The organism is Cellulomonas gilvus ATCC 13127 (genome assembly GCF_000218545.1).
GTDB classification, from domain to species: Bacteria; Actinomycetota; Actinomycetes; order Actinomycetales; family Cellulomonadaceae; genus Cellulomonas; species Cellulomonas gilvus.
The window spans coordinates 2,239,494-2,261,625 of sequence record NC_015671.1 but is presented as its reverse complement, the minus strand read 5'-3'; the positions used below and the strand labels follow the sequence as shown (position 1 = coordinate 2,261,625).

19 protein-coding genes are annotated in these 22,132 nt (G+C 74.9%); 12 read left to right on the top strand and 7 right to left on the bottom strand.

Annotated features, from left to right (window positions below; genetic code table 11):
- Positions 1-62: 62 nt before the first annotated feature.
- On the bottom strand, positions 63-3,140 hold the full coding sequence (locus tag CELGI_RS16530) for a S8 family serine peptidase (protein WP_013884088.1): 3,078 nt from the start codon (positions 3,138-3,140) through the stop codon (positions 63-65).
- Between the two features lie 159 nt (positions 3,141-3,299).
- On the opposite strand from CELGI_RS16530, the gene CELGI_RS10430 reads away from it, so the two are divergent.
- Genes CELGI_RS10430 through CELGI_RS10420 form a run of 3 tightly spaced genes read left to right on the top strand, consistent with a single transcriptional unit; the run spans position 3,300 to position 5,385 of the window.
- A complete protein-coding gene (locus CELGI_RS10430) occupies positions 3,300-4,127 on the top strand; it encodes a hypothetical protein (protein WP_013884087.1) in 828 nt (275 codons plus the stop codon).
- Positions 4,128-4,160: 33 nt separating this feature from the next.
- Positions 4,161-4,916: a 4-hydroxy-tetrahydrodipicolinate reductase gene (gene dapB, locus CELGI_RS10425; RefSeq protein ID WP_013884086.1), complete on the top strand. Its 756-nt coding sequence runs from the start codon at positions 4,161-4,163 to the stop codon at positions 4,914-4,916.
- 1 nt (position 4,917) lies between these two features.
- Positions 4,918-5,385, top strand: coding sequence for a hypothetical protein (locus CELGI_RS10420; protein WP_013884085.1), 468 nt, complete (start codon positions 4,918-4,920; stop codon positions 5,383-5,385).
- Positions 5,386-5,432: 47 nt separating this feature from the next.
- Here the strand turns inward: CELGI_RS10420 and CELGI_RS10415 are convergent, their stop codons facing one another.
- The 4 genes from CELGI_RS10415 to CELGI_RS10400 form a co-directional block, all read right to left on the bottom strand.
- Positions 5,433-5,987 (bottom strand): GNAT family N-acetyltransferase, encoded by a 555-nt coding sequence (locus CELGI_RS10415; protein WP_013884084.1) that lies wholly within the window; start codon positions 5,985-5,987, stop codon positions 5,433-5,435.
- A 130-nt stretch (positions 5,988-6,117) separates the two neighbouring features.
- Entirely contained in the window at positions 6,118-6,438 is a 321-nt protein-coding gene (locus CELGI_RS10410) for an AzlD domain-containing protein (protein ID WP_013884083.1), read from the bottom strand.
- Positions 6,435-7,136 carry an AzlC family ABC transporter permease gene (locus CELGI_RS10405; protein ID WP_013884082.1) on the bottom strand — a complete coding sequence of 234 codons (702 nt, stop codon included), beginning with the start codon at positions 7,134-7,136 and terminating at the stop codon, positions 6,435-6,437. The genes CELGI_RS10410 and CELGI_RS10405 overlap by 4 nt, the downstream gene beginning before the upstream one ends.
- 63 nt (positions 7,137-7,199) lie before the next feature.
- Complete coding sequence (locus CELGI_RS10400) at positions 7,200-8,681, bottom strand: NAD-dependent succinate-semialdehyde dehydrogenase (RefSeq protein ID WP_013884081.1); 1,482 nt, start codon at positions 8,679-8,681, stop codon at positions 7,200-7,202.
- 125 nt (positions 8,682-8,806) lie between these two features.
- On the opposite strand from CELGI_RS10400, the gene CELGI_RS10395 reads away from it, so the two are divergent.
- From CELGI_RS10395 to CELGI_RS10370, 6 genes are all read left to right on the top strand, one after another.
- The gene (locus CELGI_RS10395; RefSeq protein ID WP_013884080.1) at positions 8,807-9,634 is read left to right on the top strand and encodes a thymidylate synthase; all 828 of its coding nucleotides are present in this window, start codon (positions 8,807-8,809) and stop codon (positions 9,632-9,634) included.
- Positions 9,631-10,164: a dihydrofolate reductase gene (locus CELGI_RS10390; protein WP_013884079.1), complete on the top strand. Its 534-nt coding sequence runs from the start codon at positions 9,631-9,633 to the stop codon at positions 10,162-10,164. Before CELGI_RS10395 ends, CELGI_RS10390 begins: the two co-directional genes overlap by 4 nt.
- A gap of 125 nt (positions 10,165-10,289) precedes the next feature.
- Positions 10,290-11,207 (top strand): 4-hydroxy-tetrahydrodipicolinate synthase, encoded by a 918-nt coding sequence (gene dapA, locus CELGI_RS10385; protein ID WP_013884078.1) that lies wholly within the window; start codon positions 10,290-10,292, stop codon positions 11,205-11,207.
- A 103-nt stretch (positions 11,208-11,310) separates the two neighbouring features.
- Entirely contained in the window at positions 11,311-12,996 is a 1,686-nt protein-coding gene (locus tag CELGI_RS10380) for a ribonuclease J (RefSeq protein ID WP_013884077.1), read from the top strand.
- A gap of 91 nt (positions 12,997-13,087) precedes the next feature.
- A complete protein-coding gene (locus CELGI_RS10375) occupies positions 13,088-15,796 on the top strand; it encodes a DNA translocase FtsK (protein WP_081465360.1) in 2,709 nt (902 codons plus the stop codon).
- Entirely contained in the window at positions 15,793-18,093 is a 2,301-nt protein-coding gene (locus tag CELGI_RS10370; RefSeq protein WP_013884075.1) for a putative bifunctional diguanylate cyclase/phosphodiesterase, read from the top strand. Before CELGI_RS10375 ends, CELGI_RS10370 begins: the two co-directional genes overlap by 4 nt.
- A gap of 11 nt (positions 18,094-18,104) precedes the next feature.
- Here the strand turns inward: CELGI_RS10370 and CELGI_RS10365 are convergent, their stop codons facing one another.
- A complete protein-coding gene (locus tag CELGI_RS10365) occupies positions 18,105-19,412 on the bottom strand; it encodes a CapA family protein (RefSeq protein ID WP_013884074.1) in 1,308 nt (435 codons plus the stop codon).
- Positions 19,413-19,522: 110 nt separating this feature from the next.
- Between CELGI_RS10365 and pgsA the strand changes: the two genes are divergently transcribed.
- The 3 genes from pgsA to CELGI_RS10350 all read left to right on the top strand — a co-directional run bounded on the left by pgsA (position 19,523) and on the right by CELGI_RS10350 (position 21,216).
- Complete coding sequence (pgsA, locus tag CELGI_RS10360; protein ID WP_013884073.1) at positions 19,523-20,104, top strand: CDP-diacylglycerol--glycerol-3-phosphate 3-phosphatidyltransferase; 582 nt, start codon at positions 19,523-19,525, stop codon at positions 20,102-20,104.
- A 10-nt stretch (positions 20,105-20,114) separates the two neighbouring features.
- Positions 20,115-20,648, top strand: coding sequence for a CinA family protein (locus tag CELGI_RS10355; RefSeq protein ID WP_013884072.1), 534 nt, complete (start codon positions 20,115-20,117; stop codon positions 20,646-20,648).
- Between the two features lie 217 nt (positions 20,649-20,865).
- The gene (locus CELGI_RS10350; RefSeq protein ID WP_041574175.1) at positions 20,866-21,216 is read left to right on the top strand and encodes a helix-turn-helix domain-containing protein; all 351 of its coding nucleotides are present in this window, start codon (positions 20,866-20,868) and stop codon (positions 21,214-21,216) included.
- A gap of 142 nt (positions 21,217-21,358) precedes the next feature.
- On the opposite strand, the gene CELGI_RS10345 is transcribed toward CELGI_RS10350, so the two are convergent.
- The gene (locus CELGI_RS10345; RefSeq protein ID WP_013884070.1) at positions 21,359-22,123 is read right to left on the bottom strand and encodes a DNA-formamidopyrimidine glycosylase family protein; all 765 of its coding nucleotides are present in this window, start codon (positions 22,121-22,123) and stop codon (positions 21,359-21,361) included.
- Positions 22,124-22,132 lie beyond the last annotated feature (9 nt).

Genomic DNA, 22,132 nt, shown 5'->3' with positions numbered 1-22,132 from the left:
GGCAGCGGGACCGGTCCTCGACCGGTCCCGCTGTCGTCGTGCCGGACGTCAGGCCGGTCGGGTCACGGGATGCCCGTGATCGACTCGCACGAGGCGCCCGTATCGGTCCCGGCGCCGCCGGAGCACGAGTCGACGCCGTTGCCGCCGGTGAGGCCGTCGTTCCCGTTGCCGCCGTAGACCTTGTCGCGGCCCGCGTCGCCGAAGGCCTTGTCGTGGCCGTCGTCGCCGTAGACCCGGTCGTCACCCGTGCCGCCGCGCACCGTGTCGTCACCGGTGCCGCCGTGCACGACGTCGGTGTCCGTGCCGCCGTCGACGACGTCCTTGCCGGGCCCGCCGTCCGCGGAGTCCTCGCCGTCCTCCGCGTACAGCGAGTCGTTGCCGTCCTCGCCGTAGAGCCGGTCCATCCCGAGCCCGCCGCGGACCTGGTCGTTGCCCGGGCCGCCGTACAGCACGTCCGGACCGCCCACGCCGCCGACCTTGTCGTGACCGGGACCGCCGCGCAGGACGTTGGGCAGGTTGCTGCCCCGCACCCGGTCGCCGAACGACGAGCCGGTCGCGTTCTCGACGCCGACGAACGTGTCGGAGCCCTCGCCGGTCGCCACCTTGATCGCCAGGTCGATCTGCACCGCCGTGGTCGAGGCCGCGTACGTCACCGTGTCGGTGCCCGCCTCGCCGCGGATCTGGTCGTCACCCGGGCCTCCGGCCAGGGTGTCGTCGCCGGTCCAGCCGTCCAGGAAGTCGTTCCCCGGGCCGCCCTCGATGAGGTCGCCGACGTCGTCGGTCGAGCCTGAGCCGGGGTTGCCGACGAGCGTGTCGTCGCCCGCCTCGCCACGGATCGTGTCCGCCCCCGAGCCGCCGAGGACCAGGTCGGTGCCGTCGCCGCCCAGCACGGTGTCGTCACCCGCGTCGCCGCAGATCCGGTCGTTGCCCGCCAGGCCCCGGATGCGGTCGTCGCCCGCGCCGGCCACGACGACGTCGTCGCCCGCGGTGCCCGTGAGCACGTCGGCACCCGGAGTCCCGACGAGTGTCGCCGCGACGCCGAAGCACAGCGGCGGCGGTCCGTTCTCGACGTGCAGGTTGAGCAGGCCGTTGGTCGCCGCGAACCCGTCCACCTTGATGCGGTAGGTGGTCCCGCCGTTGACCGGCAGCTGCACCAGGCTGCGTGCGCCCGTCCCGGAGTCGTCGTCCCACGCCACGGGCGTGAGCGTGGCGAGCGTGGCGCCCGTGTACACCGTGAGCGTCGTGTCGAACGTCGTGACGTTCGTGCCGTTGTCCTCGGTGGAGATCGTCGCCGTGCCGGTGGTGGCCGGCGTCCACCGCCACCAGACGCCGTTGTCGACGCTGAACGGTCCCGGTTCGCCGGGCTCCGCGTCGGAGCAGACCGTGAAGTCGAAGTCGTTCAACGGGCCGTTGCCCGTGAGCACCTCGGCGGCGGCGAAGTCGTTGTTGTTGACGGTGCGGGTCGCCGCGTCGAGCACGTTGATCCGCTTCCTGGTCACGCCCGCACGCGTGACGTCCACGCCGGTCGCGTCCAGGTTCGCGGCCGCCGCGGCGTTGGTGAGGGGCACGCCGTTGCCGTCGACACACTCGCGCAGGAGCGCGAACGCACCCGTGACGTGCGGCGCGGCCATGGAGGTGCCGTTCTTGGACGCGTGGTTGGTCCCGGTGGGGACCGCCGCGTCGATACCGACTCCCGGCGCCCACCACCGCAGGTCGGACGTCGAGTTGGTGAACGACGCGGGGACGTCCGTGTCGCTCGTCGCGCCGACCGCGAAGGCCGTGGTGAGGCAGCCCGGGAAGCTCATCCCGGTGCTGCTCCCGTTGTTGCCGGCCGCGACCACCACGGCCACGCCCTGGCCCTGCAGCAGCGAGAACCACGTGTTCGTCGTCGGCGAGACCGCGGCGCAGGCCGCGTCCCCCGGGGCGAACACGGTGTCGGTGCCGATGCTCAGGTTGACCGAGACGATCTTCGGGTTCGTCGACGTCTTGAGCGTCCACACGCGGGCGAGCGCGTTGTTGATCGACGAGAACTGGGCCGTCCAGCGCGCGCTCGACGGGTTGTCCTGCGCGACCTTGACCGCCACGATCCCGGCGCCGCGGGCGACGCCCTCGTGGCCGCCCGTGAACGACTGGCCCGCCGCGATGCTCGCGACGTGCGTGCCGTGGTCGCAGTCGGTGGAGTGCGTGCACTCCTCGCCGCTGCCGACGGCCGTGGACGCGTTGGTGCCGCCGGGGCACGACGAGTCCGTGACGTAGCACGCCTGCGAGACGATGCGGCCCGTGAACGCGGCGTGCCCGCCGTCCACGCCCGAGTCGATGACGGCGACCTGGTACGCCCCGCCCGTGGCTCCGTCGAAGTCGTTGCCCAGCATCCCGGCGGCGTTGAGCAGGTCGGAGTCGATGACGCCCGTGCTCGAGGCGAGGTTCGCCTCGGCGTGCCCGTCCAGCGACACCGAGCCGACGCGCGCGTCTGCCAGGAGCGCGTCGAGGCCCTCGCGCGTGATGGTCCAGACCCCCGCGGGCAGCAGCGGGTCGAGTCCCTCGAGACGTGCGCCCGTGCCGCGCAGCGTCGCGTCGAGGCCGGCCTGCGCCTGGTCGGTGAGCTCGTGCTGCGCGGACAGGGATGCGGCCGTGCGGCCGAGGTCGCGGCGGAGCGAGCCCGCGGCGGTCACCGTGACGCGCGCCTCGCCGTCCCGTGCGATCCGCGCGCGCACCGCGGCCACCGCGTCGGCGTCCGGTGCGGACGGCAGCGGCGCGACCGACGGGAGCGCGCGGCGCGTCGGCGTGGTCGTCCCCGGGACGTCCGGCGTGTCGTGCCCCGGCGTGCCGACCGGGCCGAGCCCGGTGGCCTTCGGGGTGTCGACCGCGGCGGTCACGCCGAGGTCCTTCCCGTAGCCGACGTACCCCTCGAACTCGGCGCGCGCAGGTCCGGACTGGACCGACGAGCCGTCGGGAGCAGCCGTGACCGCCGCGGTGGCCTGGACGCCGCCCGCGACCACGAGCGCCAACGCGGCCGTACAGGCCGCGACGGCGTGGCCGGTGCTGCGTCGGCGGGTCCGGCCCGCACGACCGCGGACCGCAGGGGGAGGGGCCGCAGTGCGGCCCTCCGGGTCGTTCGTCACGCGTGAGCGCATGCTCATCGTGCACTCCTTCGGCTCGATGCCGCGTCCGCCGGTCCCTGACCCCGCGACGACGCGGGCACGGCGAGCGCGCTGTACGGGTCAGGAGCACGAACCGGGCGGATCCGGACATCGCGGCGGCAGGGCTCCCGGAGCGGCCGGGCGCGCGATGATGGACGCATGGCCACCGCGACCGTGTACCGGCGCCTGTCCGGGACCCACCCCGAGCTCGTCGAGCACGCCTGGGTGGTGACGGACCAGGAGGGGGAGTGCGAGCTCCTGCTGCCGGACGGACGGGGGTTGCTGCAGGTCACCGACGGGCCGCCCGGCACGCGGGCCGACGCGCGCACGGGAGCGACGACGCGCGACGAGGACGGCGTGCGCGGCCTGGGCACGCGCCCCGTGGTGCGTCGTGGCGGGGCCGGCGGTGTGCGCCTCGGGCTGCAACTTCACCCGCTCGCGCTCGCACGTCTGGGCGTGACCGGCGCGGTCGACACCTGGCTCCCGCTGACCGACGTGCTGCCCGCGGGCGTCGTGGCGGCCGCCCGGACCGCGCTCCTCGCGGGGGACGCCACAGCCGCCGCGCGAGCGCTCGAGGACGGGCTCGCCGTGCGCGCCGCGGCCGTGCCCGTCGACGACGAGGTCGACCGGCTCGCGGAAGCGCTCGCGCTGGCCGACGAGCGCCGTGGGCTGGTGACGGTGACGGACCTGGCACGCGCGCTCGAGGTCACCGTGAGCGACGTGCACCGCTGGTCCGTCCGGCACCTCGGTGCACCTCCCGCGGCCTACCTCGCGGCGGTCCGGTTCACGGGGTTCGTGCGCGAGGCGGTTGGACCCGGGCCCGTCGCACCGGCGGACGTCGTCGCCGCGCTGCGGTGGTACGCCCGCGCGGGTCAGGCGCCGCGTGAGGTCGAGCGGTTCACGGGCCTGACGCCCGTGGAGCTGCACCGGCTCGAGGAGCGCGTGGTCGCGCTGACGGGGGAGCCGCCGGCCGTCGCCGCCGGGTGAGGACGGCTGCGCGGACGCGGATAGGGTGCACGCGTGGGTGAGCAGATCCGGGTGGCCGTGCTGGGCGCGGCGGGACGCATGGGTGCGACGACGGTGCGAGCCGTCCAGGAGGCGCCGGACCTCGAGCTGGTCGCGGCGCTCGACGCCGACGCCGACCTCGCACGCGTGGCCGCGGCGGGTGCCCAGGTCGCGATCGACTTCACCGTCCCGTCGGTGACCGAGGGCAACGTGCACGCGCTCGTGGACGCCGGTGTGCACGCGGTGGTCGGCACCACGGGGTGGGACGAGGCGGCCCTGGCGCGCGTGCGTGACCACCTGGCCGACCGGCCGGGAGTCGGTGTGCTGGTAGCCCCGAACTTCGCCCTGGGCGCCGTGCTCACCATGCACTTCGCGCGGCAGGCCGCGCGGTGGTTCGAGTCCGTCGAGGTGGTCGAGCTGCACCACCCGGAGAAGGTCGACGCGCCGTCGGGCACCGCGCGGCACACCGCGCAGGGGATCGCCGAGGCGCGGCGGGCCGCGGGCCTGGGGCCCGTGCCCGACGCGACCACGCAGTCGCTCGACGGTGCGCGCGGTGCCGACGTGGACGGCGTGCGCGTGCACGCCGTCCGGCTGCGCGGCCTCGTCGCGCACGAGGAGGTGCTGCTCGGCAACGCGGGTGAGCAGCTGACCATCCGGCACGACTCGTTCGACCGGGTCTCGTTCATGCCGGGCGTGCTGCTGGGCGTGCGCAGGGTCGTCGGGCGTCCCGGCCTGACCGTGGGGCTCGAGCACCTGCTCGACCTGGCCTGAGATGGCGACGGCTCCCTCACGCGCACGCGTCGTCGCGATCGCCGCGGCGGTCGCGCTCACGGGGCTGCTCGCGCTGTACGTGGTGCTCGTCGCGACACGCGCGACCGCGCTGCTGACCAGCGGCGAGCCGGTCGGCGTGGTCATGGGCATCGCGCTGTGGGGGCTGCCGCCCGTGGTCGTGTGGTTCGTCTGGCGTGAGTGGTCGCTCGCGCTCGACGTGCAGCGCATGGCCGACGCGCTCGCGGCCGCCGACGAGCTGCCCGTGGACGACCTGCCGCGCTCGCCCGGGGGCCGCGTCGACCGTGCCGCGGCGCGCGCCGCGTTCGACGAGGTCCGCGCGGCGACGCACGCCGCACCCGACGACTGGCGCTCGTGGTACCACCTGGCGTTCGCGTACGACGCGGCGGGTGACCGCCGCCGCGCGCGCGAGTCGCTGCGCACCGCCCGCGCGTTGTTCCGCGCGCGCTGACCACCCCGGCCTCGGCGTTCTCGGCAGGGCCCCGCGGGGCACGCGGCTCAGATGGTCGCCCACCACCGGTGCTCGCGGACCGTGCGCTCGCCGCCGTCGGGCAGCGGCCCGGATGCGAGCTCACGCACGGTCTCGTCGGGGCCGAGGCCCGCGCCCTGCAGGAACTGTGCGCGCGCGGTGTCGCCGTCGAGCACCCACGTGAGGATCTGGTCCGCGCCGTCCTGCCGCAGCAGGTCCACGCACGCCGCGAGCAGCCGCGACCCGTGGCCGCCCCGCTGGTGCTCGGGGTCGACCTCGAGCGCGTGCAGCAGCCCGCCCGGCGCGCCCGCCGGGTCGGCCGAGGGCACCGGTGCGACCGAGGCGAACCCGACAACGGTCGCGCCGTCGCACGCGACGAGCACCCGGTGCCCGGCCGGCGGTGCCAGCACCGCGGCCTCCCACTGGCGCGTCATCGCGTCGAGGTCCAGCGCGTCGAGCGCGCCGCCCAGGAGGTCGCCGTGCGCGCGACGCCACGCCCCGACCTGGATCGCGACGATCGCCGCCTCGTCGCCCGGCACCGCGGGCCGCACCGAGACGTCGGCGGTCTCCCGGAAGAGCGTCACGGCGTGCCCACCGGCCGGTGCGCGCGACGGGTCAACGGGGTGGCCTGGGCCATCGGTCCTCCGGATGACGGGCCGCGGGGTGCGGCGTGGTCGGGCGAGGGTACAACGCGACGGCGCCGTCCCCGCCGGGTCAGGGCATGCCCAGCGCGCGCAGCAGCGCAGCCGTCCCCGCGGCGAGCAGCACGACGACGACGAAGGGCGCGCGCAGCGCGAGGGCGACGGCGGCGACCGCGAGCGCGGGCAGGCGCGCGTCGGCGACCAGGTCCTGCCCCTGTGCGACCGCCTGCACGGCGACCAGCGCGGACAGCAGCGCCACGGTGACGAGCGCGGCCGTGCGCGCGACGCGGGGCTGCGCGAGCCAGTGCTCGGGCACCAGGTGGCCGACGAGCTTGATCGCGAGCACGACGGCCGCACCGGCGACCACGGCGAGCCACACCGCGGCCGGGCTCATGCCTCGCCCCGGGCGTCGGTGGGCGCGAGCATGCCGACGCCGATCGCGACCGCGGCGGCCAGGAGCACGGGGACGCCAGCGGGCAGCACGGGCGTGGTCATCAGCGCGGCCACCACGGCGGCACCCGCGACGACGCGCGCGAGCCGCGCGTGCTCACCCGACAGACGCGGCCACACGAGCGCGAGGAACGCGGCGGCCGCGGCGGCGTCGAGCCCGTACCGCCGCGGATCGCCCAGCGCGTCGCCGAGCATCGCGCCCCCGAGCGTGCACAGGTTCCACAGCACGAACACGCCGACCCCGGTCCACCAGAACCCGGCCCGCGCGGCTGGCCCGGGCGGGTGCGCCGTCCCGACGGCGGTCGACTCGTCGATCGTGAGCTGCGCGGCCAGCAGACGGCGGGGCCCGCGCACCGCGAGCAGGGGTGCGACCTGCGGCCCGTACAGGCCGTTGCGCACGCCCAGCAGCCCGGCGGTCGCGACGGCCGCGCCGGCCGTGCCGCCCGCACCGACCACGCCGATGAACGCGAACTGCGAGCCGCCCGAGAACATGAGGAGCGACAGCGCCATGGTCTGCGCGAGGTCCAGGCCCGCGGTCACCGAGAGCGCGCCGAAGGACACGCCGTACAGGCCGGTGGCCAGCGCGACCGAGAGCGCCTGGCGGCGGGCCGCGCGCACGTCGCGCCGCTCGTCGTCCGTCACCGCGTCACTCTCGCACAGCGTCGCCCGCGCCCCGTGCGCCGTCCGCCCGGACGCGGTGCCGCGTCAGAGCGCGACGTAGACGCGCTCGACGTACTCCTCGAGGCCCGCCTCGCCGCCCTCGCGCCCCAGCCCCGAGTGCTTCACGCCGCCGAACGGTGCGCTCGCGTCCGAGACGATGCCGCGGTTGATCCCGACCATGCCCGCCTCGAGGTGCTCGGCCAGCCGCAGGACGCGGTCCACGTCCCGCGTGAACGCGTAGGCCACCAGCCCGTACGGCGTCGCGTTCGCCTGACGAACGGCGTCCGCCTCGTCGTCGAACGTCAGCACGGGGGCGACGGGTCCGAACACCTCCTCGGTGACCAGCGGGTCGTCGGGCGCGACGCGGTCCAGCACGGTGGGCGCGTAGAAGTGCCCGCGCCGCCGCGGGCGCTCGCCCCCGAGCCGGATGCGCGCCCCCGCGTCGTGCGCGGCGGACACCGCGTGCTCGACCCGGTCCACCGCCGCGGACTCGATCAGCGGGCCGACGCTCGTGCCCCGCGCGGCGCCGTGCCCCACGACGAGCCCGTCGAACGCCGCGACGAGCCGCCGGGTGAACTCCTCGGCGACGCCCCGCTGCACCAGGAACCGGTTCGCCGCGACGCACGTCTGGCCCGCGTTGCGCATCTTGGCCTGCACCGCACCCGCGACGGCCGCGTCGAGGTCCGCGTCGTCGAACACCAGGAACGGGGCGTTGCCCCCGAGCTCCATCGACGTGCGCAGCACGTGCTGGGCCGCCCCGCGCAGCAGCGTGACGCCGACCTGCGTCGACCCCGTGAACGACAGCTTGCGCAGCCGCGGGTCCGCGAGCAGCGGCTCGGTGACCGCACGCGCGTCGCTCGACGGGATCACGTTGACCACGCCCGTCGGCAACCCCCGTTCGGCGAGCTCCGCGCGGACGATCTCGGCGAGGTACGCGGTGGTCAGCGGGGCCAGCTGCGCGGGCTTCACGACGACGCTGCACCCCGCCGCGAGCGCGGGCGCGAGCTTGCGCGCGACCATGGCCAGCGGGAAGTTCCACGGCGTGACCAGGAGCGCGGGTCCCACCGGGCGGGTCAGCACCAGCTGGTGACCGCCGCCCGCGGGCGCGCGCCGTGCGAGCCCGTCGGCCCGCACGGCCTGCTCGGCGTACCAGCGCACGTAGTCGGCGCCGTAGGCGACCTCGGCGCGCGCCTCGGCCAGGGGCTTGCCGCCCTCGGCGGTGATGAGTGCCGCGAGGTCGCCCGCGCGCGCGGTCATCGTCTCGAACACCGCGCGCAGCAGCTCGGAGCGGTCCCGCGGGGCCACGTCGCGCCACTCGTCGGACGCGTCGCTCGCGGCCTCGAGCGCGGCGAGCGCGTCCTGCGGCGTCGCGTCCGCGACGTCGAACAGCACGTCCGTGGTCGCGGGGTCCCGCACCTCGAACGTCCGTGCGCTCGTCGACGGCCGCCAGCGGCCACCGATCAGCAGCCCCGTCGGGACGTGCGCGGCGACCGTGGGCGGCAGGGGGACGGCGTCGTCGGTGCTCATCAACCCAGTGTCGGACGGCCCGACCCGTCGCACCTCCGCTGCGGGCGGCCGGTCGCATGCACGCCGCGCGACCGGCCCGTGAGCGGTGCATGACACGAGGCGCGCGCGAACGTACGGTGGCGCGCATGACCACCCCCTCCGCCGCGCCCGCGGCACCCGTCGCGACCCCGTACGAGGACCTGCTGCGGCTGGTGCTCGAGACCGGGACGGCGAAGTCGGACCGCACGGGCACGGGGACGCGCTCGGTGTTCGGGCACCAGATGCGGTTCGACCTGTCCGCGGGCTTCCCGCTCGTCACCACCAAGCGCGTGCACCTGAGGTCCGTGGTCCACGAGCTCCTGTGGTTCCTGCGCGGCGACTCCAACGTCCGGTGGCTGCAGGAGCACGGCGTGCGGATCTGGGACGAGTGGGCCGACGCGGACGGCGAGCTCGGCCCCGTGTACGGCGTGCAGTGGCGCTCGTGGCCCACGCCGGACGGCGGCCACGTCGACCAGCTCGCGCAGCTCGTCGAGAACCTGCGCACCGACCCCGACTCGCGGCGCCACGTCGTGTCGGCCTGGAACGTCGCCGAGCTCGACGCGATGGCGCTCATGCCGTGCCACGCGCTGTTCCAGTTCTACGTCGCGGACGGCCGGCTCTCCTGCCAGCTGTACCAGCGCTCGGCGGACCTGTTCCTGGGCGTGCCGTTCAACGTCGCGTCGTACGCGCTGCTCACCCACATGGTGGCCCAGCAGGTGGGGCTCGACGTGGGGGACTTCGTGTGGACGGGCGGTGACTGCCACATCTACGACAACCACGTCGACCAGGTGCGCGAGCAGCTCACGCGCACGCCGTACCCCGCGCCCACGCTGCGGCTGCGCCGAGCGGCGTCGCTGTTCGACTACACGTTCGAGGACGTCGAGGTCGTCGGCTACCAGCACCACCCCACGATCAAGGCGCCGATCGCCGTATGACCGCCGTGCCGGCCGCAGCGCCCCGCGTCGCGCTCGTGTGGGCGCAGAGCCCGCGGGGCGTGATCGGGCGCGACGGCGCGCTCCCGTGGCACATACCCGAGGACCTGGCGCACTTCAAGGCGCTCACGGCGGGTCACCCCGTGGTGATGGGACGAGCCACGTGGGAGTCGCTGCCCCCGCGGTCGCGTCCGTTGCCCGGACGCACGAACGTCGTGCTCTCGCGCACCGCGGGGCTCGAGCTGCCCGGCGCGAGCGTCGCGACGGGCCTGGACGACGCGCTCGCGCTCGCGGCCGCGGCAGCCGGGGGCGACGAGATCTGGGTGGTCGGCGGGGGAGCGGTCTACGCGCTCGCCCTGCCGCGCGCGGACCGCATCGAGGTCACCGTGGTCGACGACGACGTCGACGGGGACACGTGCGCGCCGCACCTGCCGCCCGCGCAGTGGCGCCTGACCGCGGTCGACCCGGCCGCCGGCTGGCACACCTCCACGCGTGGCGCGCGCTACCGGTTCCAGTCCTACCGCCGCCGCTGACGCCGCGAGTCCCGTCGGGCCCCGGCGTGCCCACGGGCCGGATCGCGTGCCCACGGGCCGGATCGCGTGCCCACGGGCCGGATCGCGCGGCCCGTCGACCGGTTCCGGGCGGTACGGTGGGCGCCATGCCGCAGGTGACGTCCAGCACGCGACCGTTCGGGGCCGTGCTGTCCGCGATGGTCACGCCCTTCACGCCCGACGGCGGGCTCGACCTCGAGACCGCGGTCGCGCTGGCCCGTCACCTCGTGGACCACGGCCATGACGGCATCGTCCTGAACGGCACCACGGGTGAGGCGCCCACCACGCACGCACCCGAGAAGGCCGAGCTCATCGCGGCCGTCGTCGAGGCCGTGGGCGACCGCGCGTTCGTCGTGGCCGGCGCCGGGTCCAACGACACGCTGCACGCGGTGCGCATGGCCGAGCAGGCCGCGGAGGCCGGTGCGCACGGCCTGCTCGTCGTCAGCCCCTACTACTCGCGGCCGTCGCAGCCCGGGATCGTCGCGCACGTGCGCGCGGTGCTGGACGCGACCGAGCTGCCGACGATGCTGTACGACGTCCCGGGCCGCGCGGGCGTGCGCCTGGCGGACGCCACGGTCGAGGAGCTCGCGTCCGACGAGCGCGTCGTGGCCGTCAAGGACGCCACGGGTGACTCGGTGAACGCCGCACGCCTGATCGAGCGCACGGGCCTGGCCTGGTACTGCGGCGACGACGGTCTGCTGCCGCAGTTCCTGTCCGTCGGCGCCACGGGCGTCGTCGGGGTCGCGACCCACGTCGTCGGCCCGCACGTCGCACGCCTCGTCGCGGCGTGGGACCGGGGCGACACCGCCGCGGTGCTCGCGGGGTACCGCGCCATCCTTCCCGTCGTCACCGCCCTCAACGGCCCGGGCTTCCAGGCCGTGTACGCCAAGGCGGCTCTCGAGGCGCTCGGCATGCTGCCGCGACGCACCGTCCGCCTGCCCTACGTCCCCGCCTCCGACGAGGAGGTCGCCGGCCTGCGCGGGGTGCTGCGCACGGCCGGCCTGCTCGACCCCGCGCTCACCTGAGCGCCACCGCGACCCGTTCGCGGCGACCACGTCCACCCGGACCGCACCACCGGGACCGCCGCGGGCCGCGCCACCGGCCGGCCCGCTCGTCCGAGGGAGAGCCTTGAGCCACCCGCACCCCGAGCTGACCACCCCGCCGCCGCTGCCCGAGGGGGCGCTGCGCGTCGTCGCCCTCGGCGGGCTCGGCGAGGTCGGCCGCAACATGGCCGTGCTCGAGTACGCCGGCCGCCTGCTCGTCATCGACTGCGGGGTCCTGTTCCCCGAGGACCACCAGCCGGGCGTCGACCTGATCCTGCCGGACTTCGACTACATCCGGGACCGTCTGGACGACATCGAGGCGATCGTCCTGACGCACGGGCACGAGGACCACATCGGTGCGGTGCCGTACCTGCTGCGCCTGCGCGCGGACATCCCGCTGATCGGCTCGCAGCTCACGCTCGCGTTCGTCGAGGCCAAGCTCAAGGAGCACCGCATCGCGCCCGTGACGCTCGCCGTCAAGGAGGGGCAGACCGAGCGGCTCGGGGTGTTCGAGTGCGAGTTCGTCGCCGTGAACCACTCGATCCCGGACGCGCTCGCGGTCGCCGTGACCACGGGTGCCGGGACCGTGCTGCACACGGGTGACTTCAAGATGGACCAGCTGCCGCTCGACGGGCGCATCACCGACCTGCGCGCGTTCGCCCGCCTCGGGGAGAAGGGCGTCGACCTGTTCATGGTCGACTCCACGAACGCCGAGGTGCCGGGCTTCGTCGCACCCGAGCGCGGTATCGGGCCCGTGCTCGACGGCGTGTTCGCCGACTCCCAGAAGCGGATCATCGTCGCGTCGTTCGCGTCCCACGTGCACCGCGTGCAGCAGGTCCTCGACGCGGCCGCCGCGCACGGGCGACGGGTGGCGCTGGTCGGCCGCTCGATGGTCCGCAACATGGCGATCGCCGCGGACCTGGGCTACCTCAAGGTGCCGGCCGACGTGCTCGTCGACCTCAAGCAGGTCGAGGGCCTGCCCGACGACGAGGTCGTCCTCATGTGCACCGGCTCGCAGGGCGAGCCGATGGCCGCGCTGTCCCGCATGGCGAACAACGACCACAAGGTCTCGGTCGGGCACGGCGACACCGTGATCCTGGCCTCGTCGCTCATCCCGGGGAACGAGAACGCGGTGTTCCGCGTGATCAACGGCCTGACGCGCCTCGGTGCGCGCGTGGTGCACTCCGGCAACGCCAAGGTGCACGTCTCGGGGCACGCGTCGGCCGGCGAGCTCCTGTACTGCTACAACATCCTGCGCCCGCGCAACGTCATGCCCGTGCACGGCGAGGTGCGTCACCTGGTGGCGAACGCCGCGCTCGCGGTGCAGACCGGTGTGCCCGCCGACCGCGTGGTGCTCGCCGAGGACGGCGTGGTCATCGACCTGGTCGACGGACGCGCGTCCGTCGTCGGTGCCGTGCCCTGCGGGTACGTGTACGTGGACGGGTCCAGCGTCGGCGGCATCACCGAGGCCGAGCTCAAGGACCGGCGGATCCTGGGCGACGAGGGCTTCATCTCGATCTTCGCCGTGGTGTCCTCGGCCGACGGCAAGGTGCTCGCGGGTCCGCAGATCCACGCGCGCGGCTTCGCGGAGCAGGACGACGTGTTCGAGGCGATCCTGCCCGAGCTCACGAGCGCGCTCGAGGCCGCGATCGCGCAGGGCGCCACGGACACGCATCAGCTCCAGCAGGTCATGCGCCGCATCGTGGGCCGCTGGGTCTCGGGCAGGCTGCGCCGCCGCCCGATGATCATCCCCGTCGTCATCGAGGCCTGAGGCGGCTCCCGGCTGCAGCGGAGTGCAGCCGCAGGCCGACACGGCCCGTCGCGACGCCGTCTCGGGGCTGCGCGCCGCTAACGTGAGGAGCATGGCGACCCGTACGACTCCCCGGTCGCGCGCGGGCGCTCCCGCTGCGCGCAGCGCCGGCACATCCGCGGCCGGGTCGTCGGGCCGTGCGCGCCCGGCCGGATCGCGGCCGTCGGGCCGTGCCCCGGCACCGGCCCCTCGTCGTCCCGCGCTGCCGTTGCGCATCGTCAAGGGCATGTGGATGGGCGGCGCCCACCTGGTGGGCGGCGCGGCGCGGCGGGTCGGCAGCGACGCGCGGGACCTGGACCCGGCGCACCGCCGGGACGGCCTGGCGTTCACGCTCCTGGGCCTGGCGATCGTGGTGGCGGCCCGCGAGTGGTGGTCGCTGTCCGGCAGCGCCGGTGACGTGGTGCACAACGTGGTCGCCGGCACGTTCGGCGTGGTGGGCGTGGTGGTCCCGCTCCTGCTGCTCGCGTTCGCGGTGCGGCTCATGCGGCACCCGGAGCGCACGCGGGCGAACGGCCGGATGGGCATCGGGCTGACGGCGATCCTGCTGGCGGTCTGCGGGCTGGTCCAGGTCGGGCGTGGTCTACCGGGGACGGACGACTTCGAGGCGCTGCGTGGCGCGGGCGGTGTGCTGGGGTACATCGTCGGGACGCCGTTGGCGACGCTCGTGACGTCGGCGGTCGCGGTGATCCTGCTGCTGCTGCTGGCGTTCTTCGGCGTGCTCGTCGTGACGGCGACGCCCGTGCACCAGATCGTGCCGCGCCTGCGCTCGGTGTACCAGCGGCTCACGGGCCAGAAGGACGGCGAGCAGGACGAGCCGGACGACGACGCGCCGCTGGTCATCAACGCGGGGCACACCGCGTTCGACGAGCCCGAGGAGGCACCGCGTCGTCGTCGCGGGCTCCTGGGCCGACGACGTGCCGAAGCGCCGGCCGAGCCCGACGAGGACGCGCTCGACGCGTACGCGGGTGACGAGGCGTTCGAGCGTGCGGCCGTGGTCGCGCGCCGCAGCCGGGCGGGTGCGCCCGTCGACGGCGCGACGCAGATCCTGGACGCCGAGCCCGCGACGGAGCCGACGGCCGTGGTCGAGGCCACGACGGCGGTCGCGCCGGGGCGGGACTCCGCGACGGACGACACGCTGACGCCCCCGGTGACCGCGGGTGTGCCGCGGGGTGAGCAGCCGATGCTCGAGGGCGACGTGCTGTACACGCTGCCCTCGGAGGACTCGCTCGCGAAGGGTGCGCCGCACAAGGTCCGCTCGGCCGCGAACGACCGCGTCGTCGAGTCGCTCACGAGCGTGCTCGACCAGTTCGAGATCGACGCCAAGGTCACGGGGTTCACGCGCGGCCCGACGGTGACGCGGTACGAGGTCGAGCTCGGGCCGGGCATCAAGGTCGAGCGCGTCACCGCGCTGTCCAAGAACATCGCGTACGCGGTCGCATCGGCGGACGTGCGGATCCTGTCTCCCATCCCGGGCAAGTCCGCGATCGGCATCGAGATCCCCAACACGGACCGCGAGACGGTCTCGCTGGGTGACGTGCTGAGGTCGGCCGCCGCCAAGCGCTCGGACCACCCGATGGTGATCGGCGTCGGCAAGGACGTCGAGGGCGGGTACGTCACGGCGAACCTCGCCAAGATGCCGCACCTGCTCGTGGCCGGGGCCACGGGTGCGGGCAAGTCGAGCTTCGTGAACTCGATGATCGTCTCGATCCTCATGCGCTCGACGCCCGACCAGGTGCGCATGGTCCTGGTCGACCCCAAGCGCGTCGAGCTGACGATCTACGAGGGCATCCCGCACCTCATCACCCCGATCATCACCAACCCGAAGAAGGCCGCGGAGGCCCTCGAGTGGGTGGTGCGGGAGATGGAGGCGCGGTACGACGACCTCGCGATGTTCGGGTTCAAGCACGTCGACGACTTCAACGCCGCCGTCCGCGCGGGCAAGGTCAAGCCACTGCCGGGCTCGGAGCGCAAGATCGCGACGTACCCGTACCTGCTGGTCATCGTCGACGAGCTCGCCGACCTGATGATGGTCGCGCCGCGCGACGTCGAGGCGTCGATCCAGCGCATCACGCAGCTCGCACGTGCCGCGGGCATCCACCTGGTGCTGGCGACGCAGCGTCCGTCGGTGGACGTCGTGACGGGTCTGATCAAGGCGAACGTGCCGTCCCGGCTGGCGTTCGCGACGAGCTCGTTGACCGACTCGCGCGTGGTGCTCGACCAGCCCGGGGCCGAGAAGCTCATCGGCCAGGGTGATGCGCTGTTCCTGCCGATGGGTGCGGCCAAGCCCATGCGCACGCAGGGCGCCTGGGTCGCGGAGTCCGAGATCCACGCGGTCGTCGCGCACGTCAAGAAGCAGCTCAAGCCGTCCTACCGGCAGGACGTCACGGTCGCCCCCGCCAAGAAGCAGGTCGACGACGACATCGGCGACGACCTCGACCTGCTGCTGCAGGCCGCCGAGCTCGTCGTGACGAGCCAGTTCGGCTCGACGTCGATGCTGCAGCGCAAGCTGCGCGTCGGCTTCGCCAAGGCCGGCCGCCTCATGGACCTGCTCGAGTCGCGCGAGATCGTCGGCCCGTCCGAGGGCTCCAAGGCCCGCGAGGTCCTGGTGCAGCCCGACGACCTGCCCGGCACGCTCGCGATGCTGCGCGGCGACCCGGGCGGCGAGCTCGACGAGCCGGGGCCTGGCGGCCCGCCGGTCGCGACCGACTACCACGACGACCTCGAGGACGAGGACCAGGACTGGTCCGGCGGCCGCCGGTGACCGCGCCGGCGGCCCCGCCCGGTTCGCGCACCCCGTCGTGGGCGGGCGTCGTCGACGCGGTGACGACCGCCGACGCGACGTTCGGGCTGGTCTCCCTGGTGATCGCCGTCATCGCGATCCTCGCGCTGATCGCGGTCCTGGTGCTGCTCGGTCGGCAGCGTCGGGAGGTGCGGCGCGCCAACGACCTGCTCGACCTGTCGCGTGAGCTCCGCCACCGGTACGACGCGCTGCAGGCCGTGACCAAGGAGGGCGTGCTGGTCGTCTCGCTGGGCGGCTCGGTGCTCGACATCTCGGAGCGTGCGGCGGCGATCCTCGGCGTCGAGCACGACGCGTCGGTGGGCCGGCACCTGACCGACCTGCCGGTGGTGCTGGTCAACGAGCAGGGCCTGTCCATGAACCCGGCGGCGGTGCTCGGGTACCGCACGGGCCGCGCGGGCTACACGGTCGACTCCCAGCTCGTCGGGGTCCTGCTGCCGGGGGCGCCGGGCGGCGGGTCGCAGGCGCGCATGGTGCAGGTCGCGAGCCAGCTCGTCGCGGCCGCGGACGGTGACGCTCCCGCGGTGCTGACGACGCTCGTGGACGTCACGGGCAGCAGGCAGGTGGAGGCGGCGCTCTCGCGCTCGGAGATGCAGTTCCGGGTCGCGATGGAGAACGCGCCGATCGGCATGGCCCTCGTGGACCTCGACTGGCACGTGGTCGAGGCGAACGCCGCGCTCGCCGAGCTCCTGGGCACCACGGTCGAGGCGCTGCGCGGGTACCCGATGGAGGCGCTCGGCACTCCGGAGTCGCGTGCGAGCGAGCGCCTCGAGGTGGACCGGCTCCTGGGCGGCGGGCAGCACCGGTTCTCGATCGAGAAGCGCTACCAGCGCGCCGACGACCACCTGGTGTGGGTGGTGCTGGACGCGGCGCTGGTGCGGACCGCGTCGGGCGAGCCCGACCACTTCGTCGTCCAGGTCCGTGACTCGACCGAGTCGCGGCTGCAGGCGGAGATGCTGACGCACCGCGCGATGCACGACCCGCTCACGGGGCTGGCGAACCGCACGCTCCTGCAGGAGGTGCTGCAGTCGGTGCTCGAGCAGCCGGGCGTGGTGGACCGCGTCGCGGTGCTCGCGTGCGACCTGGACGGCTTCAAGGAGATCAACGACCGGTACGGGCACGCCGCGGGCGACGAGGTGCTCGTGCACGTCGCGGGCGTGCTGCGCGCGGCGACCGCGCGGCGCGGCACCGTCGCGCGGCTCGGCGGCGACGAGTTCGTGGTCGTGGTGCAGGACATCGACGGACCCAAGGCGGTCTTCGAGGTCGCGGCGGCGATCCACGCGGGCCTGGCCGAGCCCGTGCGCGTGGCGCGGCGCCGCCTGCCCGTGGCCGCGAGCATCGGCATCGCGCTCGCGGAGCCGGACACGATCCAGGGCGGTGCACCCACGCTGCTCGCGGCGGCCGACGCCGCGCTCTACAAGGCCAAGGCCGCCGGGCGCGGGCGGACCGAGGTCTACGACCAGTCCATGGCGAAGTCCTCGAGCGTCGACCTGCTGCGCGAGCTGAGCGAGGCGCTCGACGCCGACGAGCTCGTGGTGCACTACCAGCCGATCGTCGACCTGGCCGACACGCGCGTCGTCGGGTACGAGGCGCTCGTGCGCTGGCAGCACCCGTACCGCGGGCTCCTGCTGCCCGCGGCGTTCCTGCCGCTCGCGCAGGAGGCCGGGCTCGCGGTGCCGCTCGGGCAGTTCGTCGCGACGAAGGTCGCCGAGTTCGTCGCGTCGTCCCCCGACCGCACCACCTGGGTGTCGGTCAACGTGTCCGCCGACCAGCTCGGGGACGGGGAGTTCGCCACGACGCTGCTCGCGGAGATCTCCCGGCACCGGCTCATGGCGGGCCGCATCGTCGTCGAGCTGACCGAGTCCTCGCTCGTGGCGTCGGGCACGCGCATCCGCCACGAGCTCACGCAGCTCTCCGCCGCGGGTGTGCCGATCCTTCTCGACGACTTCGGCACGGGCGTCTCGCCGCTGTCCTACCTGCGCGACCTGCCCGTCGCGGGCGTCAAGCTGGACATGTCGTTCACGTCCGGGATCCCCGACGACCCCACGGCGGGCAAGGTGGTGCGTGCCCTGGGTGCGCTCGCGCGGGAGCTCGCGATGGTCACGATCGCCGAGGGCATCGAGCACGCCGAGCAGGCCGAGTACCTGCACCGCAACGGGTGGCGGTACGGGCAGGGCTGGTTGTACGGGGGAGCGCAGCCCGCGTCGGCGACGCTCGGGGCCGCGCCCCCGGCCACCGGTCTCGCGCCCCGCTCGGCCTGACGCGCCGCGTCTCAGCCGTTCGGCCGCCCGACGACCTCGGGTGCGGGGCCCGTCGGCTCACCGGGGGTGCGGCGCAGCGGGGCCGCGGTGCCCACCGCCTCGGTGACGCGGCCCGTGCGCTGCTCGGCGTCGCGCGCCGACAGCGTGCCGGCGCCGTCGACGACGTCCGTGAGCGCGTGCACGACGTGCCCACCCAGGCGGTCGACCGTGATGGGGGTCCACTCGACGCCCGTGACGCGGACCGGCCCGGCCTCGCGTCCGTCGGCGGCGAACGCGCCCGGACTGCTCAGGTGCGCGGTCAGCAGCACGCCCGAGTCGGTCTTGGGCGTGCAGCAGTCGCCGTCCTGGTTGGACAGGAAGTTGCCCAGCCCGTACGCGACCCACATGCCCGACCCGTCGGGTCCGCCGTCCAGGTGCACGATCGGCTGCGGCACGTGCGCGTGGTGGCCGATGTACAGGTCGATCTCGCCCGAGTCCGCCAGCTGCTGAGCCACCTGCTCCTGCTCGGCCGTGGGCGGGGTCTGGTACTCGGTGCAGCAGTGCACGCTCGCGACGACGACGTCCGCACCGTCGGCGCGTGCCTGCTTGGCCTGCGCGACCATCGCGGGCACGTCGATGCGCGTGACCGACCACGGCTTGTCGGCGTCCACCGGCATGCCGTTGGTGCCGTACGTCGCCGCGATGTGGGCCACCGTGACCTCCTGGCCCGCGCGCTCGAGCCGGTACAGCTGCGGCCGGGCGGCCTCCTGCTCGGTCCGCGCGGTGCCGACGTGCCCGAGCCCCGCCGCGTCGAGCGCGTCGAGCGTCGCGGCGACACCCGCGAAGCCCTTGTCGACCGAGTGGTTGGAGGCGGTCGAGCAGCCGTCCCAGCCGTTGTCCGCCAGGCCCTGCGCGATCTCGACGGGGGAGGCGAACACGGGGTAGCCGCTCGGCCTCGAGCCCGGGGGCGCGACGGGCACCTCCAGGTGGCACAGCGCCAGGTCCGCACCCTCGACCCAGGGCGCCATCGGCGCCAGCAGCGGGCCGAAGTCGACGCGGCCACCGCGGGTCGCGGACGCGATGACCGGCAGGTGCGGCAGCACGTCCCCCGCCGCGACGATCGTCATCTCGGCGTCGGGGTCCGGCGTCGGCGAGGGGGTCGGGGTGGGGCTCGTCGAGCGCGCGGGTGTGGTGGGCGCGGCGTCCGGCGGCGTCGCCGCATCCCGCTCCCACGGCCGCAGCGCTGCGACCGCACCGCCCACGCACGCCAGGATCAGGACCAGCGTGAGCAGCCCCGCGAGCAGCGGTGATCGGGTGTGCGCGCGGGCGTGTCGTGTCACACCGGGACCCTAGCCGCCCGTCGCGGGGCCGGGTCGGGACCGGTGGGCGGACGCGCCGCGCGCACGCACCGGTCGGCAGGGGCACGCGCGCCACGACCTAGTCTGTGCGGGTGAGCCCCGCACCTGCGCCGACGTGGAACCTGGCCAACGCGCTGACGGTCCTGCGCGTCCTCCTGGTGCCCGTGTTCGCGTGGGCGCTCCTGGCGGGTGACGACGTCCGCTTCCGGCTGCTCGCGACGGCGATCTTCGCGGTCGCCGCGGTGACCGACCGCATCGACGGCTGGTACGCGCGCCGCACCGGCCAGGTCACCGACTTCGGCAAGCTGCTCGACCCGATCGCCGACAAGCTCCTGATCGGCACCGCGCTGGTGCTGCTGTCCGCGCTGGGCGACCTGCCCTGGTGGGTCACGGTCGTCATCCTGGTCCGTGAGCTCGGGATCACCGTGCTGCGGCTGTTCCTGCTGCGCTACGTGGTGCTGCCCGCCTCGCGCGGCGGCAAGCTCAAGACCGTGCTGCAGTCCGTGGCGATCGGCCTCTACCTGCTCCCGCTGGACTCGCTGCCCGCCGCGGTCGAGGTGCTCGCCGGCGTGGTCATGGCGGGCGCGGTCGTGGTGACCGTGGTCACCGGCATGGACTACGTGCGCACCGCGGTGCGCGTCCGCCGGACGGCGACCGTCGGACCGGGCGTGTGAGGGCGCTGCCGTGACCGGTGCCGCCGGCACGTCGCGCGACCCTGCGGTCGCGGTGCTGGCTGCGCTCGGCGCTCGCGGCTGGACCCTCGGCGTCGCCGAGTCGCTGACCGGGGGACTCGTGTGCGCGCGGCTCGTCGCGGTCCCGGGGGCGTCCGCGGTGCTGCGCGGGGGGGTCGTCGCGTACGCGACGGACCTCAAGGCGCGCGTGCTGCACGTCGACGCGGACCTGCTGGCCGCACGTGGCCCGGTGGATCCCGACGTGGCCGCGCAGATGGCCGAGGGTGCGCGGCGGACGCTCGCGGCGGACGTCGGCGTCGCCACGACGGGCGTGGCGGGCCCCGAGCCGCAGGGAGACGCACCGGTCGGCACCGTGCACGTCGCGGTGGCCACGCCGGACGAGCGCGTCGTGCGTTCGCTGCTGCTCCCGGGGAGCCGCGAGCAGGTGCGCGACGCCGCAGCGGATGCGGCGCTCGGCCTGCTGCGCAGCGTCCTGGACCCCCGACCGGGCGGCGCGGTGACCACCGCTCGAGACACGGCCGGGTGAATCGTGGACGCCGGCCGCCGACGTCCCGGCCGGGGCGGGGAACACCGGGACGTGCGACGACGTTGGAGCAGGCGTGATGAACACTCGACCGCCCCTGCGTCGCCCGACCGCACGTGCGGGTGGTGCGCGGTACGGTGGCCAGGTGCCGAACCAGACGGCACACCGCGTCGACGGCCGGACCGTCGAGCGGAGGGACGAGACGAGAGGGGGAGCCCCGATGGTCGTACTCCGTCGCGAGATCGGCGACGTGCTGCGGGACGCGCGTCAGCGCCAGGGTCGGACCCTTCGTGAGGTCTCGTCGGCTGCGCGGGTGTCCCTGGGCTACCTCAGCGAGGTGGAGCGGGGGCAGAAGGAGGCGTCGTCCGAGCTTCTGCACAGCATCTGTGAGGCGCTCGACGTGCCGATGTCCCTGGTGCTGCGCGAGGTCAGCGATCGCGTCGCCGTCGCCGAGGGTCTCCTGATCCCCGACACCGTCCCCGCGGACCTCGCAGCGTCCATGGGGTGCACCGAGGGCGGCTGGGCGCGCACGCGCGCCGAGATCAGCCCGGTGCTGGCACCGGTCGGCTGATCGACCCGTGGCCTGACCGACCCGCGGCCTCCGGCCGCGGGTCGTCGCGCACCAGGCGCCGGTGGGTCCGTCTCACCGGCGCCTCGTCGCACGTCCGTGCGGTCCCGCGCGGTGCGGCGTGCAGGCTGCGGCGCAGACGGGGTCAGGTGCTCGGCGGTCGCTGGCACGACGGGCAGTAGAACACCGGACGTTCCATGGGTGGGCGGCGTGCCGGTGCGACCGCGATCGGCGTCCCGCAGCGCCGGCACGGCTGACGCACGCGTCCGTGGACCTGGCCGGGGGCGTCACCCGTCACCACCGAGCGCTGCATCTGCCGTCGCGCCACGACGTACAGGCGCGCGGGCGCCGGGACCTCGCTGGCCGGTGTCCACGGCCACAGCCGCTCCGCGAACAGCGACTCCGCGCAGTAGATCGTGCCGATGCCGGCCGCGACACGCTGGTCCAGCAGCACCTCGGCCGCCGGCGTCCGGCCCGCGGCGGTCCATCGGCGCCCGATCTCCGGGAGGTCGAGCTCGTCCGCCAGGACGTCCGGCCCCAGGTGCCCGATCAGGCTCGACTCGTCGCGCGTGCGCACGACGTCGAGCATGCCGAGCGACCGGCCTACCGCGGTCCAGGTCGCGGACGCCAGGACCGCGCGCACGTCGCCGCCGCGCGCGGCGGCCTCCGACGAGCCCGTCCGCGCCAACCGCCAGTGCCCGTCCATGCGCAGGTGCGTGTGGAGCGTGCGGCCGTCGTCGAACCGCGTCAGCAGGTGCTTGCCGTACGGCGTGGTGCCGAGGACCGTGCGTCCCACCAGGTCGACACCCGCGGCCGACGGCCAGCGCAGCTCCGCTCGGACCAGGACCTGACCGGCCAGCGCGCGGTCGAGGCCCGCCGCCGCCCGGCGCAGGATGTCACCCTCGGGCACGGCCGCCCC